Here is a 16,229-nt window from a genome sequence, read left to right on the forward strand (position 1 = left end):
CTGCACAAATCCTCTTTTCACTTCAGCGAGGTCAACCCGTGTCCAGCACCGAGAACCAGGCTCCCGAGACCGGCACCGCGCGCGTGAAGCGCGGTATGGCGGAGCAGCTCAAGGGCGGCGTGATCATGGACGTCGTCACGCCGGAGCAGGCGAAGATCGCGGAAGACGCGGGCGCCGTCGCCGTCATGGCCCTGGAGCGGGTCCCCGCGGACATCCGCAAGGACGGCGGCGTGGCCCGCATGTCCGACCCGGACATGATCGAGGGCATCATCGAGGCCGTGTCCATCCCGGTCATGGCGAAGTCCCGCATCGGCCACTTCGTCGAGGCCCAGGTCCTGCAGTCCCTCGGCGTCGACTACATCGACGAGTCCGAGGTCCTCACCCCCGCCGACGAGGTCAACCACTCCGACAAGTGGTCCTTCACGACCCCCTTCGTCTGTGGTGCCACCAACCTGGGCGAGGCCCTGCGCCGCATCGCCGAGGGCGCGGCCATGATCCGCTCCAAGGGCGAGGCCGGCACCGGCAACGTCGTCGAGGCCGTCCGCCACCTGCGCCAGATCAAGAACGAGATCGCCCGCCTGCGCGGCTACGACAACCACGAGCTGTACGCCGCCGCCAAGGAGCTGCGCGCCCCCTACGAGCTCGTCAAGGAGGTCGCCGAGCTCGGCAAGCTCCCCGTGGTGCTGTTCTCCGCCGGTGGCGTCGCCACCCCCGCCGACGCCGCGCTCATGCGCCAGCTCGGCGCCGAGGGCGTCTTCGTGGGCTCCGGCATCTTCAAGTCCGGCGACCCGGCCAAGCGCGCCGCCGCCATCGTGAAGGCCACCACCTTCTACGACGACCCGAAGATCATCGCGGACGCGTCCCGCAACCTCGGCGAGGCCATGGTCGGCATCAACTGCGACACCCTCCCCGAGACCGAGCGCTACGCCAACCGCGGCTGGTAACCACCGATGAGCACTCCTGTCATAGGCGTCCTGGCCCTCCAGGGCGACGTCCGGGAGCACCTGGTGGCCCTGGCCGCGGCCGACGCCGTGGCCAGGCCGGTCAGGCGCCCGGAGGAACTCGCCGAGGTCGACGGCCTCGTCGTCCCCGGCGGCGAGTCCACCACCATCTCCAAGCTGGCCGTCCTGTTCGGCCTGATGGAGCCCCTACGCGCGCGCGTGCGGGCCGGCATGCCCGTCTACGGCACCTGCGCGGGCCTGATCATGCTCGCCGACAAGATCCTCGACCCGCGCTCGGGCCAGGAGACGATCGGCGGCATCGACATGATCGTGCGCCGCAACGCCTTCGGACGTCAGAACGAGTCCTTCGAGGCGGCGGTCGACGTGAAGGGCGTCGAGGGCGATCCTGTAGAGGGCGTCTTCATCCGCGCCCCCTGGGTCGAGTCCGTCGGCGCACAGACCGAGGTGCTCGCCGAGCACGACGGCCACATCGTCGCCGTACGCCAGGGCAACGCGCTCGCCACGTCGTTCCACCCGGAACTGACCGGCGACCACCGCGTGCACGCCCTCTTTGTCGACATGGTGCGCGCCAACCGGGCGCCTGAGTCCTTGTAGGATCGCAGGCGTTCGTTGTTTGGATGGGTTACGCGAAGGAGACAGGCAGATGTCCGGCCACTCTAAATGGGCTACGACGAAGCACAAGAAGGCCGTGATCGACGCCAAGCGCGGCAAGCTCTTCGCGAAGCTGATCAAGAACATCGAGGTCGCGGCCCGTATGGGCGGAGTCGACATCGAGGGCAACCCGACCCTCTACGACGCCATCCAGAAGGCCAAGAAGCAGTCGGTCCCGAACAAGAACATCGACTCCGCGGTCAAGCGCGGCGGTGGCCTCGAGGCCGGCGGCGCCGACTACGAGACGATCATGTACGAGGGCTACGGCCCGAACGGCGTCGCGGTGCTCATCGAGTGCCTCACCGACAACCGCAACCGTGCCGCCTCCGACGTCCGCGTCGCCATGACCCGCAACGGCGGCTCCATGGCCGACCCGGGCTCGGTGTCGTACCTCTTCAACCGCAAGGGCGTCGTCATCGTCCCCAAGGGTGAGCTCACCGAGGACGACGTCCTCGGTGCCGTCCTGGACGCGGGCGCCGAGGAGGTCAACGACCTGGGTGAGTCGTTCGAGATCCTCAGCGAGGCCACCGACCTGGTCGCCGTCCGCACCGCCCTCCAGGACGCCGGGATCGACTACGACTCCGCCGACGCCAACTTCGTCCCGACCATGCAGGTCGAGCTGGACGAGGAGGGCGCCAAGAAGATCTTCAAGCTGATCGACGCCCTCGAGGACAGCGACGACGTCCAGAACGTCTTCGCCAACTTCGACGTCAGCGACGAGGTCATGGAGAAGGTCGACGCGTAACGCCGTCGACGCGTAACGCTGCCGCGAGTTCAGCGGATCCGGCGGGCCGGTGGGACACACCCCACCGGCCCGCCGCCGTTGTCGGTGGCAGCGGATAGCCTGCACAAACAGGCGATCGAAAGGGAGAGGGGGGCGCGTGCGCGTACTCGGGGTGGACCCCGGTCTCACGCGGTGCGGTGTCGGGGTGGTCGAAGGTGTGGCCGGGCGGCCGCTCACGATGCTCGGCGTCGGGGTCGTCCGCACGCCCGCGGACGCCGAGTTGGGGCAGCGGCTCGTCGCCGTCGAGCAGGGCATCGAGCAGTGGCTGGACGAGCACCGGCCCGAATTCGTCGCCGTGGAGCGGGTGTTCAGCCAGCACAACGTGCGCACGGTCATGGGCACCGCCCAGGCCAGCGCCGTCGCCATGCTGTGCGCCGCCCGCCGCGGCATCCCCGTCGCCCTGCACACCCCGAGCGAGGTCAAGGCCGCCGTCACCGGCAGCGGACGCGCCGACAAGGCCCAGGTCGGCGCCATGGTCACCCGGCTGCTGCGACTCGACGCCCCGCCCAAGCCGGCCGACGCCGCCGACGCCCTCGCGCTCGCCATCTGCCACATCTGGCGCGCCCCCGCCCAGAACCGCCTCCAGCAGGCCGTGGCCCTGCACACCGCCAAAGCAGCACCGAAAGGCCGTCTCGCATGATCGCGTTCGTCAGCGGCACCGTCGCCGCCCTCGCCCCCGACGCCGCGGTGGTCGAGGTGGGCGGTGTGGGCATGGCCGTCCAGTGCACCCCGAACACCCTGTCCACGCTCCGGCTCGGACAGCCCGCCAAGCTGGCCACCTCCCTCGTCGTACGCGAGGACTCCCTCACCCTGTACGGCTTCGTGGACGACGACGAACGCCAGGTCTTCGAGCTGCTCCAGACCGCCAGCGGCGTCGGCCCCCGGCTGGCCCAGGCGATGCTCGCGGTCCATTCCCCGGACGCGCTGCGCCGGGCGGTGGCCACCGGTGACGAGAAGGCGCTGATCGCGGTACCGGGCATCGGCAAGAAGGGCGCCCAGAAGCTGCTCCTCGAGCTCAAGGACCGGCTCGGCGAGCCCATCGGGGCGCCCGCCATCGGATCCCCCGTCACCCAGGGCTGGCGCGACCAGCTGCACGCCGCCCTGATCGGCCTCGGCTACGCCACGCGCGAGGCCGACGAGGCCGTCACCGCCGTGACCCCGCAGGCGGAGGCGGCCGAGGGCACGCCCCAGGTCGGCCAGCTGCTGAAGGCCGCCCTGCAGACCCTGAACCGCGCCCGCTAGGAGAACGTCAGTGAACTGGGACGACACCACCGACGAGACCGCGGCCGAGCGGCTCGTCGGTGCGTCCGCCGACCGCGACGACCAGGCCGTCGAGGCCGCCCTGCGCCCGAAGGACCTGGACGAGTTCATCGGCCAGGAGAAGGTCCGCGAACAGCTCGACCTGGTCCTGCGCGCCGCACGCGCGCGGGGCGCCACCGCCGACCACGTGCTGCTCTCCGGCGCCCCCGGCCTCGGCAAGACCACCCTGTCGATGATCATCGCGGCCGAGATGGGCGCCCCGATCCGCATCACCAGCGGCCCGGCCATCCAGCACGCCGGCGACCTGGCGGCGATCCTCTCCTCCCTCCAGGAGGGCGAGGTCCTCTTCCTCGACGAGATCCACCGCATGTCGCGGCCCGCCGAGGAGATGCTCTACATGGCGATGGAGGACTTCCGCGTCGACGTCATCGTCGGCAAGGGCCCGGGCGCCACCGCCATCCCCCTGGAGCTGCCCCCCTTCACCCTGGTCGGCGCCACCACGCGCGCGGGACTGCTGCCGCCCCCGTTGCGCGACCGCTTCGGCTTCACCGCGCACATGGAGTTCTACGAACCGGCCGAGCTGGAACGCGTCATCCACCGCTCGGCCAACCTCCTCGACGTCGAGATCGGCTCCGACGGCGCCGCCGAGATCGCCGGCCGCTCCCGCGGCACGCCCCGGATCGCCAACCGCCTGCTGCGCCGGGTCCGCGACTACGCCCAGGTCAAGGCCGACGGGATCATCACCCGCGACATCGCGGCCGCCGCGCTCAAGGTCTACGAGGTCGACGCGCGCGGCCTCGACCGGCTGGACCGCGGAGTCCTGGAGGCCCTGCTCAAGCTGTTCGGCGGCGGGCCGGTCGGCCTGTCCACGCTCGCCGTCGCGGTGGGGGAGGAGCGCGAGACCGTCGAGGAGGTCGCCGAACCCTTCCTCGTCCGCGAGGGCCTGCTCGCGCGCACCCCGCGCGGACGGGTCGCCACTCCGGCCGCATGGGCCCACCTCGGACTCACCCCGCCACGCTCGGCGGCCACGGGAAACGGACAACAGGACCTGTTCGGGACGTGATGCCTTTGTGACGGCACGGCATTGGCCGGGTCCGGAACCCAGGTGCGATGCTGAGCGTTGTTCCATGCATGCGGACTCGCTTAGACTCCGCCGATGCCGCCTTTGTCGACGGCATGCACACCCCCAACCATCAGGCCGCTCACCATCGCGGTCGCGTGAAGGAAGTTCCGACCCGTGAGTCTCGTGACCCTCCTCCCGTTCATCGTGCTCATCGGGGCCATGTTCCTGATGACCCGGTCGGCCAAGAAGAAGCAGCAACAGGCCGCCAGCATGCGGAACGACATGCAGCCCGGCAGCGGCGTCCGCACGATCGGGGGTATGTACGCCACGGTCAAGGAGGTCGGCGACGACACCGTCCTCCTCGACGCGGGCCCGGGCGTGGAACTGCTCTTCGCGAAGAACGCCATCGGTGCCGTGCTGACGGACGACGAGTACAACCGCATCGTCCACGGCATCGAGCACGACCTGAAGTCCGACTCCGACGTCGTCCCGGACGACGCCTCCTCCCTCACCGACGACGAGTCCGCCGACGAAGCTGCCGCCGCCTCCGACGAGAAGTCCGTCGACCTCGGTAAGAAGGACACGGCCGAGGAGTCCGCCGACGACGCGCCCGCCAAGGCCGACGCCGACGTGGAGGACGCCGAGGCGAAGTCGGACGACGAGCCGAAGAAGACCGACGGCGACTCCGGAGCGAAGTAGTCGCATTCCGGGGCGCGCGGACCAGCTCTGCGCGCCCCGGAATCTGCGCGGCTCGCACGGAATCCCCAACCATGTCATGGCCGCCCGCCCGCCGACCCGGCGCGAGAGCGGCCCGAGAGGGAGTACGAGAAGGTGGCAGCACCTAAAAGGGGGCGGAGCGCGAGTGCCCAGAGCAAGCCAGGGCGCGCGCTGGCCCTGATCCTGATCGCCATCGTGGCGCTCACCGGTGGAATGTTCCTCTCCGGACACACCACCCCGCGCCTCGGCATCGACCTCGCCGGAGGCACCAGCATCACGCTGGAGGCCAAGTCCGACCAGGGGTCCGCGATCAACAAGGCCAACATGGACACCGCGGTCGAGATCATGAACCGCCGTGTCAACGGCCTGGGCGTCTCCGAGGCGGAGGTGCAGACCCAGGGTGATCGCAACATCATCGTGAACATCCCCAAGGGCACCAATTCCCAGGAGGCCCGCGAGCAGGTCGGCACCACCGCCAAGCTGTACTTCCGTCCGGTCCTCGCCCAGGAGGCCACCGGCCCCGCGGCCGCCTCGCCGAGCCCGTCCGCCAGCGGCTCCTCGAGCGCCTCACCGAGCCCCTCCGCGAGCAAGTCGGGCGCCACGGGCGAGAAGGCGACCTCGTCGTCCTCCCCGTCGGCCACCCCCACCTCGCAGGGCCGCGCGGTCACCGACGCCCTGAAGGCCGACTCCACTCCGTCGGCGTCCGCGAGCGCGTCGAGCCCCGCCTCCCCGTCCGCCTCGGCGAGCGGCGGCACCGCCACCTCGTCCGAGGCCAAGCTCCAGGCCCAGTACGCCGCCCTGGACTGCTCCAAGAAGGCGCAGCGCACCAAGGCGGGCGAGGGTGCCAAGCCCGGCGACACCACCGTGGGCTGCGGCGAGTACGGCGGTGTCTGGTACAAGTACCTGCTCGGCCCCGCCGCCGTCGCCGGCACCGAGGTCAAGAAGGCCCAGGCGGTCTTCGACACCCAGACCGCCGCCGGCTGGCAGGTCACCATGACCTTCAACAGCAAGGGCGCCAGCAAGTTCGCCGACATCACCGGCAAGCTCGCGCAGAACACCCAGCCGCTGAACGAGTTCGGCATCGTCCTCGACGGCCAGGTCGTCTCCAGCCCCACCGTGAGCTCCTCGATCACCGGCGGCAACGCCCAGATCTCCGGCAGCTTCACGCAGGAGGAGGCCCAGAACCTCGCCAACATGCTGTCGTACGGCGCTCTCCCGCTCTCCTTCAAGGAGCAGAGCGTGACCACCGTGACCGCGGCGCTCGGCGGTGAGCAGCTGCACGCCGGTCTGCTCGCCGGCGCGATCGGCCTCGCCCTGGTCGTCATCTACCTGGTGGCCTACTACCGCGGTCTGTCGATCGTCGCGATGGCCTCGCTGCTCGTCTCCGCGATCCTCACCTACGTGATCATGGCGCTGCTCGGCCCGGCGATCGGCTTCGCGCTGAACCTCCCGGCCGTGTGCGGTGCCATCGTCGCCATCGGTATCACCGCGGACTCGTTCATCGTGTACTTCGAACGCATAAGGGACGAGATCCGCGAGGGCCGCTCGCTGCGACCCGCCGTCGAGCGGGCCTGGCCGCGCGCCCGGCGCACCATCCTGGTCTCCGACTTCGTGTCGTTCCTCGCCGCAGCCGTGCTGTTCGTCGTGACGGTCGGCAAGGTCCAGGGCTTCGCGTTCACGCTCGGCCTGACCACCGTGCTCGACGTCGTCGTGGTCTTCTTCTTCACCAAGCCGCTGATGACGCTGCTGGCCCGCCGCAAGTTCTTCGCGAGCGGCAGCAAGTGGTCCGGCCTCGACCCGAAGAGCCTGGGCGCCAAGCCGCCGCTGCGCCGTACCCGCCGTCCCGCCGCCCCCGCCCACACGAAGGAGGCGTGAGCATGTCGAAACTCGGCAACCTCGGCGCCCGACTGCACCGTGGCGAGATCAGCTACGACTTCATCGGTCACCGCAAGCTCTGGTACGGCATCTCGATCCTGATCACCATCACGGCGATCGTGGGCCTCGCGGTGCGCGGCCTGAACATGGGCATCGACTTCCAGGGCGGCGCGGTCTTCACCACCGAGAAGACCAGCGTCTCCGTCTCCCAGGCCGAGGACTACGCCAAGGAGGCCTCCGGTCACGACGCGGTCGTGCAGAAGCTGGGCAACGGCACGATGCGCATCCAGATCGCCGGCATGGACACCCAGCAGTCCGACAAGATCAAGAACAAGCTCGCCGCCGACTTCAAGGTCGACCCGGAGAAGATCGCCGCCGACCTCGTCGGTCCCAGCTGGGGCGACCAGATCGCCAACAAGGCCTGGCAGGGTCTGGCGATCTTCATGGTCCTCGTCGTGATCTATCTGGCGATCGCCTTCGAGTGGCGCATGGCCATCGCGGCCCTCGTCGCCCTGATCCACGACATCACCATCACCGTCGGCATCTACGCCCTCGTCGGCTTCGAGGTCACGCCGGGCACGGTGATCGGTCTGCTGACCATCCTCGGTTACTCGCTCTACGACACGGTGGTCGTCTTCGACTCCCTCAAGGAGCAGACGAAGGACATCACCAAGCAGAACCGCTGGACCTACAGCGACATCGCCAACCGCTCGATCAACGGCACCCTGGTCCGCTCGATCAACACCACGGTGGTCGCGCTGCTGCCGGTGGCGGGCCTGCTGTTCATCGGCGGCGGCTTCCTCGGCGCGGGCACGCTCAACGACATCTCGCTGTCGCTGTTCGTCGGCCTCGCCGCGGGTGCGTACTCCTCGATCTTCATCGCCACCCCGCTGGTCGCCGACCTCAAGGAGCAGGAGCCGGCGATGAAGGCCCTCAAGAAGCGGGTCCTGGCCAAGCGCGCCCAGGCCGACGTGGAGGAGGAGCTCGCGGAGGTCCGCGGCGACGCCGTGGACGACGAGCCGGAGGACACCCCGCACGCGGTCGTCGGTCCGCGTACCCAGCCCGCGTCCCGCGGCCGGGGTCGTGGCCGCCCCTCGGGGAAGCGCCGATGACCGAGCTCGCAGGTATCACAGAGCTGCTGCTCAGCCGTATCCGTGATGTGGCCGACTACCCGGAGCCGGGCGTGATGTTCAAGGACATCACCCCGCTCCTGGCGGACCCGGCGGCGTTCACGGCGCTCACGGACGCGCTGGCGGGGATCGCCACGGCCACCGGTGCCACGAAGGTCGTCGGTCTGGAGGCCCGGGGCTTCATCCTGGGCGCCCCGGTCGCCGTCCGCGCGGGCCTCGGCTTCATCCCCGTACGCAAGGCGGGCAAGCTCCCCGGAGCGACCCTCAGCCAGGCGTACGACCTGGAGTACGGCTCGGCGGAGATCGAGGTGCACGCGGAGGACCTGTCCGCGGGCGACCGCGTGCTCATCGTCGACGACGTCCTGGCCACGGGGGGTACCGCCGAAGCGTCCATCGAGCTGATCCGCCGCGCGGGCGCGGAGGTCTCCGGCCTCGCGGTCCTGATGGAGCTGGGCTTCCTGGGCGGGCGGGCCCGTCTGGAGCCGGCACTGACGGGGGCTCCGCTGGAGGCGTTGCTGGTGGTCTGACCACCCCACTCCCTACGAAACGGCCGTTCCGGAACACCGGGACGGCCGTTTCGTACGGGGGAGCGAGACCCTTTGTCGGCTGCCGCGCCGTCGTGGCTGGTCGCGCAGTTCCCCGCGCCCCTTCAGGGCGCTCCACCCGCCGGAATGCCGAAGCTCACCCCTCGTGTTTCACAGGTAGACGTCCCTCACACCGGACTGGAGGCGATCCCCGCGCGCAGGATCGCTACCATGGGTTCTCCGGAGCCTGACCGGGGGACCCGGATCGCGCACGAGGAGTCCTCTTGCCAGACGAGGCCCAGCCCCTTACCGCCGCCAAGCCCGAGCCCGCCTCGGCGCCCGCGGCGAAGCCCGCGCCGGACGCGAAGACCGCGACGAACGACGCCCGTGGGCCGGTCGAGCACGCCCAGTCCGCGCCCGTCGACAAGCCCGCCGAGTCGGCCAGGCCCAAGCCCGCTCTTCCCGAGCCCCCCGCACCGTCGGCCGCCGCGGCCCGCCCGGCCCCGGGCCAGCCCGCCCGCTCCGGCTCCTCCAACCGCGTCCGCGCCCGCCTGGCCCGTCTCGGTGTCCAGCGCTCCAACCCGTACAACCCGGTCCTGGAGCCGCTGCTGCGGATAGTGCGCAGCAACGACCCGAAGATCGAGACGGCGACCCTGCGCCAGATCGAGAAGGCCTACCAGGTCGCCGAGCGCTGGCACCGCGGCCAGAAGCGCAAGAGCGGCGACCCGTACATCACCCACCCCCTCGCGGTGACCACGATCCTCGCCGAACTCGGCATGGACCCGGCGACCCTGATGGCGGGCCTGCTGCACGACACCGTCGAGGACACCGAGTACGGCCTCGACCAGCTCCGCCGCGACTTCGGCGACTCGGTCGCCCTGCTCGTCGACGGCGTCACCAAGCTGGACAAGGTCAAGTTCGGCGAGGCCGCGCAGGCCGAGACCGTGCGCAAGATGGTCGTCGCCATGGCCAAGGACCCGCGCGTCCTGGTCATCAAGCTCGCCGACCGCCTGCACAACATGCGCACCATGCGCTACCTCAAGCGCGAGAAGCAGGAGAAGAAGGCGCGCGAGACACTGGAGATCTACGCTCCGCTCGCCCACCGCCTCGGCATGAACACCATCAAGTGGGAGCTGGAGGACCTCGCCTTCGCGATCCTCTACCCCAAGATGTACGACGAGATCGTACGACTGGTGGCCGAGCGGGCGCCCAAGCGCGACGAGTACCTGGCCATAGTGACCGACGAGGTGCAGTCCGACCTGCGCGCGGCCCGGATCAAGGCCACCGTCACCGGCCGCCCGAAGCACTACTACAGCGTCTACCAGAAGATGATCGTCCGCGGCCGTGACTTCGCGGAGATCTACGACCTGGTCGGCATCCGCGTCCTGGTGGACACCGTCCGCGACTGCTACGCGGCCCTGGGCACCGTCCACGCCCGCTGGAACCCGGTTCCGGGGCGGTTCAAGGACTACATCGCGATGCCCAAGTTCAACATGTACCAGTCGCTCCACACGACGGTCATCGGGCCCAACGGCAAGCCGGTCGAACTCCAGATCCGCACCTTCGACATGCACCGCCGCGCCGAGTACGGCATCGCCGCGCACTGGAAGTACAAGCAGGAGGCCGTCGCGGGCGCCTCCAAGGTGCGCTCCGACCAGCCGCGGTCCACCGGCAAGGACGACCACCTCAACGACATGGCGTGGCTGCGCCAGCTCCTGGACTGGCAGAAGGAGACCGAGGACCCCGGCGAGTTCCTGGAGTCCCTGCGCTTCGACCTCTCCCGCAACGAGGTCTTCGTCTTCACGCCCAAGGGCGACGTCATCGCGCTGCCGGCCGGTGCCACCCCGGTGGACTTCTCGTACGCGGTGCACACCGAGGTGGGCCACCGCACGATAGGAGCACGGGTCAACGGCCGCTTGGTGCCGTTGGAGTCGACCCTCGACAACGGCGACCTGGTCGAGGTCTTCACGTCCAAGGCGCCCGGGGCCGGGCCGTCCCGGGACTGGCTGAACTTCGTCAAGTCGCCGCGGGCCCGCAACAAGATCCGTGCCTGGTTCTCCAAGGAGCGCCGCGACGAGGCGATCGAGCAGGGCAAGGACGCCATCGTCCGCGCGATGCGCAAGCAGAACCTGCCGATCCAGCGCATCCTCACCGGCGACTCCCTCGTCACGCTCGCCCACGAGATGCGGTACTCCGACATCTCCGCGCTCTACGCGGCGATCGGCGAGGGCCATGTCTCCGCGCAGAACATCGTGCAGAAGCTGGTCCAGGCGCTCGGCGGCGAGGAGGCGGCCACCGAGGAGATCGACGAGTCGGTCCCGCCGACCCGCGGCCGCGGCCGCAAGCGGCGCTCCAACGCCGACCCCGGCGTCATCGTCAAGGGCGTCGAGGACGTGTGGGTCAAGCTGGCCCGCTGCTGCACCCCCGTCCCGGGCGACCCGATCATCGGTTTCGTCACCCGCGGTAGCGGAGTATCGGTTCACCGCAGCGACTGCGTCAACGTGGAGTCACTGTCCCGCGAGCCGGAGCGCATCCTCGAGGTCGAGTGGGCCCCCACCCAGTCCTCGGTCTTCCTGGTCGCCATCCAGGTCGAGGCCCTGGACCGCTCCCGGCTCCTCTCGGACGTCACCCGCGTCCTGTCCGACCAGCACGTCAACATCCTCTCCGCGGCCGTCCAGACCTCCCGCGACCGCGTCGCCACCTCCCGCTTCACCTTCGAGATGGGCGACCCGAAGCACCTCGGTCACGTCCTGAAGGCGGTCAGGGGTGTGGAGGGCGTGTACGACGTCTACCGCGTGACCTCGGCGCGCAACCGGTCGTAGCGGACATGCGAAAGGGCCCCGGGAAACCGGGGCCCTTTCGTGTGTACGGCTTCCTCAGCCGCCGAACTCCTGGAGGCCCTTGAGAGCCTGGTCCAGGAGCGCCTGGCGGCCCTCCAGCTCACGCTCCAGCTTGTCGGCACGCGCGTTGTTGCCCTGGGCGCGGGCCTGCTCGATCTGGCCCTTGAGCTTGTCCACGGCGGCCTGGAGCTGGCCGGTCAGACCCTCGGCACGCGCGCGTGCCTCCGGGTTGGTCCGGCGCCACTCGGTCTCCTCGGCCTCCTGGAGAGCGCGCTCGACCGCGTGCATCCGGCCCTCGACCTTCGGCCGGGCGTCCCGCGGGACGTGGCCGATGGCCTCCCAGCGCTCGTTGATCGCCCGGAACGCGGCGCGGGCGCTCTTCAGGTCGCCGATCGGCAGGAGCTTCTCGGCCTCTTCGGCCAGCTCCTCCTTCAGCTTGAGGTTCTCGGTCTGCTCGGCGTCCCGCTCGGCGAAGACCGAGCTGCGGGCCGCGAAGAACACGTCCTGGGCGCCGCGGAAGCGGTTCCACAGGTCGTCCTCGTGCTCGCGCTGGGCGCGGCCCGCGGCCTTCCACTCCGCCATCAGCTCGCGGTAGCGCGCGGCCGTCGGACCCCAGTCCGTCGACCCGGACAGCGCCTCGGCCTCGCCGACCAGGCGCTCCTTGGTCTTACGGGCCTCCTCGCGCTGCGCGTCCAGCGACGCGAAGTGGGCCTTGCGCCGCTTGGAGAACGCCGAGCGCGCGTGGGAGAAGCGGTGCCACAGCTCGTCGTCCGACTTGCGGTCCAGGCGCGGCAGGCCCTTCCAGGTGTCCACCAGGGCGCGCAGCCGCTCACCGGCGGCCCGCCACTGGTCGGACTGGGCCAGCTCCTCCGCCTCGACGACCAGCGCCTCCTTGGCGTGCCGGGCCTCGTCGGACTGCTTCGCGCGCTGCTGCTTGCGCTCCTCGCGACGCTTGTCGACCGTCTCCACCAGCTTGTCGAGCCGCACCTTGAGCGCGTCCAGGTCACCGACCGCGTGATGCGCGTCGACCTGTTCGCGAATGTGGTCGATCGCGGCCTGCGCGTCCTTCGCCGACAGGTCGGTGGTCTTCACACGCTTCTCGAGGAGGCCGATCTCGACAACCAGGCCCTCGTACTTGCGCTCGAAGTAGGCCAGGGCTTCCTCGGGGGAGCCGGCCTGCCAGGAACCGACGACCTGCTCGCCGTCGGCCGTACGCACGTACACGGTCCCCGTCTCGTCGACGCGGCCCCACGGGTCGCTGCTCACAGCGCCTCCTCCACATGATGCCTGCGGAAGGCTTCAGCGCCCCCGGGCATCGTCCACAGTTTCGTCACGGCCAACATAGGCGACCGGCGGGTTGCCTGTCCGCATCCCGCGCGACCGAAATTTCGCACTTGACGGTCAGGATTTGGTGACGGTCGCCTTGTTGATCACGACGGTCGCGTTCGGCGCGCCGTCGCCCGCTCCGGTGCTCTCACCGGCCGCGGCGATCTTCTTCAGCACCTTCATACCGGATTCCGAGATGGTCCCGAACGGGGTGTAGCTCGGGGGCAGCTGGCTGTCCTGGTAGACCAGGAAGAACTGGCTCCCTCCAGTGTGCGCCTGCCCGGTGTTCGCCATCGCGACGGTGCCCGCGGGGTAGGTGTTGGCCTTGAGGCTCTTGTCCTTCAGGTTCTCGTCCGGGATGGTGTAGCCCGGTCCGCCGCTGCCGGAGCCCGTCGGGTCGCCGCACTGCAGGACGTAGATGCCGTTGGTGGTGAGCCGGTGGCACTTGGTGTGGTCGAAGAAGCCCTTGCCCGCGAGGAAGTCGAACGAGTTCACGGTGTGCGGGGCCGCCGACGCCTTCAGGGCGATGTCGATCGTGCCGCAGGTCGTCGCGAGGTCGAAGGTGTACTTCGCCGACTTGTCGATGGTCATCGCCGGCTCCTTCTTCCAGGTCTCCTTCTTGACCTCGCCGGGAGCGGGCTTCTCGCACGGGTCCGGCGCCTTCTTGGTCGCCTCCGCGCTCGGGGTGGCCTCCGCGCTCGCGTTGGCCTTGTCGTCGTCGTCCTTCAGGACCCCGGACGTGTAGAGCGCCAGGCTGCCCACCAGGATCACGCCGAGCACCGACCCGATCACAGAGTTGCGTACACGGGCCTTGCGGCGCGCGGCCGTGCGCCGCTGCTGCTGCCGCAAGAACTTCTCCCGCGCGAGCTGCCGCTTCCGCTGTTCCTGGGTGACCACGGGGTTCTCTCCTCATGCGTCTCGTCCGCCGACCGTTACGCATGCGTCCTATGAGCCGACCGCCTGCGTGTGCCCCGTACCGTATATGGGTTCGCTGAGGAATCGGCAGCGCCGGTAGGCTCTGACCACTGGGGCAGCCGCCCGGAAGACCGCCCGTACCCACACAAACCGAGGACGATCGTGCTCATTGCCGGGTTCCCCGCCGGGGCCTGGGGGACGAACTGTTATCTCGTCGCCCCCGCCGCCGGTGAGGAGTGCGTGATCATCGACCCGGGCCACCAGGCCGCCGAGGGAGTCGAAGAGGCACTGAAGAAGCATCGGCTCAAGCCCGTCGCCGTCGTCCTCACCCACGGCCACATCGATCATGTGGCCTCGGTCGTCCCGGTGTGCGGCGCGCACGACGTGCCCGCCTGGATCCACCCCGAGGACCGGTACATGATGAACGACCCGTCGATGGGTCTCGGCCGGTCGATCGGGATGCCGCTGATGGGCGAGATCACCGTGGGCGAGCCGGACGACGTCAGGGTGCTGACCGACGGCACGAAGCTGGAGCTGGCGGGCCTGGAGCTGTCCGTCGCGCACGCGCCGGGCCATACCAAGGGGTCGGTGACCTTCCAGATGCCGGAGACGGCCGACATCCCGTCGGTGTTCTTCTCCGGGGATCTGCTCTTCGCCGGCTCCATCGGACGCACCGACCTGCCCGGCGGTGACATGGCCGAGATGCTCGACTCGCTGGCCCGCGTGTGCCTGCCGCTCGACGACTCGACCGTGGTGCTGTCCGGCCACGGCCCCCAGACGACCATCGGCCAGGAGCGCGCCACCAACCCGTACCTGCGGGAAGTGGCCGCCGGCCAGGGAGCTTCAGAGGCTCCCCGACGAGGAATGTGACGAGAGACTTCGTGAGCACCTTTCAGGCCCCCAAGGGCACGTACGACCTGCTGCCCCCCGACTCGGCCAAGTACCTCGCCGTCCGCGAGGCGATCGCCGCGCCGCTGCGCAACTCCGGCTACGGCTACATCGAGACGCCCGGCTTCGAGAACGTCGAGCTGTTCGCGCGCGGGGTCGGTGAGTCCACCGACATCGTGACCAAGGAGATGTACGCCTTCGAGACCAAGGGCGGCACCAAGCTGGCCCTGCGCCCCGAGGGCACCGCGTCCGTGCTGCGCGCGGCGCTGGAGGCCAACCTCCACAAGGCGGGCAACCTCCCGGTCAAGCTCTGGTACTCCGGCTCGTACTACCGCTACGAGCGCCCCCAGAAGGGCCGTTACCGCCACTTCTCGCAGGTCGGCGCCGAGGCGATCGGTGCCGAGGACCCGGCGCTGGACGCCGAGCTGATCATCCTGGCCGACCAGGCGTACCGCTCGCTGGGCCTGAGGAACTTCCGCATCCTGCTCAACAGCCTGGGCGACAAGGAGTGCCGGCCGGTGTACCGGGCCGCGCTCCAGGAGTTCCTGCGCGGCCTGGACCTGGACGAGGACACCCTGCGCCGGGCCGACATCAACCCCCTGCGCGTCCTCGACGACAAGCGGGAGTCGGTGCAGAAGCAGCTCGGGGACGCGCCGCTGCTGCGGGACTACCTGTGCGACGCCTGCAAGGCGTACCACGAGGAGGTCCGTGAGCTGATCACCGCGGCCGGGGTGGCCTTCGAGGACGACCCGAAGCTGGTGCGCGGCCTCGACTACTACACCCGTACGACCTTCGAGTTCGTCCACGACGGCCTGGGCTCCCAGTCCGCGGTGGGCGGCGGCGGCCGCTACGACGGTCTCTCCGAGATGATCGGCGGCCCCGCGCTGCCGTCCGTCGGCTGGGCCCTCGGCGTCGACCGCACGGTCCTCGCCCTGGAGGCGGAGGGCGTCGAGCTCGAACTCCCCGCCACGACCAGCGTGTTCGCGGTGCCGTTGGGGGAGGAGGCCCGCCGGATCCTGTTCGCCAAGGTCACCGAACTGCGCAAGGTCGGCATCGCGGCGGACTTCTCCTACGGCGCCAAGGGGCTCAAGGGCGCCATGAAGAACGCCAACCGCAGCGGCGCCCGCTACACCATCGTGGCCGGCGAACGCGACCTCGCCGACGGTGTCGTACAGCTCAAGGACATGGAGTCCGGGGAGCAGTCGGCGATCGGGGTCAACGAGATCGTGGCGGAGCTGGAGTCCCGGCTCGGTTAGCCGGAGTGCGAACAAGGGCGCCGGTCGAGCGGACCGGC

The 16,229-nt window shown here is 69.8% G+C and carries 15 protein-coding genes; 13 read left to right on the forward strand and 2 right to left on the reverse strand.

The annotated features are described in order from the left end of the window. Positions 1-38 precede the first annotated feature (38 nt). The 11 genes from pdxS to OHN19_RS35840 all read left to right on the forward strand — a co-directional run bounded on the left by pdxS (position 39) and on the right by OHN19_RS35840 (position 11,788). A complete protein-coding gene (pdxS, locus tag OHN19_RS35790) occupies positions 39-944 on the forward strand; it encodes a pyridoxal 5'-phosphate synthase lyase subunit PdxS (RefSeq protein ID WP_123759535.1) in 906 nt (301 codons plus the stop codon). Between the two features lie 6 nt (positions 945-950). Beyond that, complete coding sequence (gene pdxT, locus OHN19_RS35795; protein WP_330268163.1) at positions 951-1,556, forward strand: pyridoxal 5'-phosphate synthase glutaminase subunit PdxT; 606 nt, start codon at positions 951-953, stop codon at positions 1,554-1,556. 49 nt (positions 1,557-1,605) lie between these two features. Beyond that, a complete protein-coding gene (locus tag OHN19_RS35800) occupies positions 1,606-2,358 on the forward strand; it encodes a YebC/PmpR family DNA-binding transcriptional regulator (protein WP_123759533.1) in 753 nt (250 codons plus the stop codon). 136 nt (positions 2,359-2,494) lie between these two features. Beyond that, positions 2,495-3,037: a crossover junction endodeoxyribonuclease RuvC gene (ruvC, locus tag OHN19_RS35805; protein WP_020138068.1), complete on the forward strand. Its 543-nt coding sequence runs from the start codon at positions 2,495-2,497 to the stop codon at positions 3,035-3,037. Then, positions 3,034-3,639 carry a Holliday junction branch migration protein RuvA gene (ruvA, locus tag OHN19_RS35810; RefSeq protein ID WP_330268164.1) on the forward strand — a complete coding sequence of 202 codons (606 nt, stop codon included), beginning with the start codon at positions 3,034-3,036 and terminating at the stop codon, positions 3,637-3,639. Before ruvC ends, ruvA begins: the two co-directional genes overlap by 4 nt. Positions 3,640-3,649: 10 nt before the next feature. Continuing rightward, on the forward strand, positions 3,650-4,720 hold the full coding sequence (ruvB, locus tag OHN19_RS35815; RefSeq protein ID WP_330268165.1) for a Holliday junction branch migration DNA helicase RuvB: 1,071 nt from the start codon (positions 3,650-3,652) through the stop codon (positions 4,718-4,720). Between the two features lie 174 nt (positions 4,721-4,894). After that, a complete protein-coding gene (gene yajC, locus OHN19_RS35820) occupies positions 4,895-5,419 on the forward strand; it encodes a preprotein translocase subunit YajC (protein WP_330268166.1) in 525 nt (174 codons plus the stop codon). Positions 5,420-5,551: 132 nt separating this feature from the next. Further along, positions 5,552-7,312 (forward strand): protein translocase subunit SecD, encoded by a 1,761-nt coding sequence (gene secD / locus OHN19_RS35825; RefSeq protein WP_330268167.1) that lies wholly within the window; start codon positions 5,552-5,554, stop codon positions 7,310-7,312. A gap of 2 nt (positions 7,313-7,314) precedes the next feature. Continuing rightward, complete coding sequence (gene secF / locus OHN19_RS35830) at positions 7,315-8,424, forward strand: protein translocase subunit SecF (protein ID WP_330268168.1); 1,110 nt, start codon at positions 7,315-7,317, stop codon at positions 8,422-8,424. Beyond that, a complete protein-coding gene (locus OHN19_RS35835; RefSeq protein ID WP_330268169.1) occupies positions 8,421-8,969 on the forward strand; it encodes an adenine phosphoribosyltransferase in 549 nt (182 codons plus the stop codon). The genes secF and OHN19_RS35835 overlap by 4 nt, the downstream gene beginning before the upstream one ends. Before the next feature lie 281 nt (positions 8,970-9,250). Continuing rightward, positions 9,251-11,788 carry a bifunctional (p)ppGpp synthetase/guanosine-3',5'-bis(diphosphate) 3'-pyrophosphohydrolase gene (locus OHN19_RS35840; protein WP_330268170.1) on the forward strand — a complete coding sequence of 846 codons (2,538 nt, stop codon included), beginning with the start codon at positions 9,251-9,253 and terminating at the stop codon, positions 11,786-11,788. A gap of 54 nt (positions 11,789-11,842) precedes the next feature. Here the strand turns inward: OHN19_RS35840 and OHN19_RS35845 are convergent, their stop codons facing one another. Next, the gene (locus OHN19_RS35845) at positions 11,843-13,072 is read right to left on the reverse strand and encodes a DUF349 domain-containing protein (protein WP_330268171.1); all 1,230 of its coding nucleotides are present in this window, start codon (positions 13,070-13,072) and stop codon (positions 11,843-11,845) included. Between the two features lie 135 nt (positions 13,073-13,207). Beyond that, entirely contained in the window at positions 13,208-14,029 is an 822-nt protein-coding gene (locus tag OHN19_RS35850; RefSeq protein WP_330268172.1) for a peptidylprolyl isomerase, read from the reverse strand. A 180-nt stretch (positions 14,030-14,209) separates the two neighbouring features. Here OHN19_RS35850 and OHN19_RS35855 point away from each other — a divergent pair, with 180 nt between their 5' ends. After that, on the forward strand, positions 14,210-14,917 hold the full coding sequence (locus tag OHN19_RS35855; RefSeq protein WP_123759522.1) for an MBL fold metallo-hydrolase: 708 nt from the start codon (positions 14,210-14,212) through the stop codon (positions 14,915-14,917). An 11-nt stretch (positions 14,918-14,928) separates the two neighbouring features. Next, positions 14,929-16,191, forward strand: coding sequence for a histidine--tRNA ligase (hisS, locus tag OHN19_RS35860; RefSeq protein WP_330268173.1), 1,263 nt, complete (start codon positions 14,929-14,931; stop codon positions 16,189-16,191). Positions 16,192-16,229 lie beyond the last annotated feature (38 nt).

Origin of the sequence: Streptomyces griseorubiginosus (assembly GCF_036345115.1) — a bacterium.
Taxonomy (GTDB): Bacteria; Actinomycetota; Actinomycetes; order Streptomycetales; family Streptomycetaceae; genus Streptomyces; species Streptomyces griseorubiginosus_C.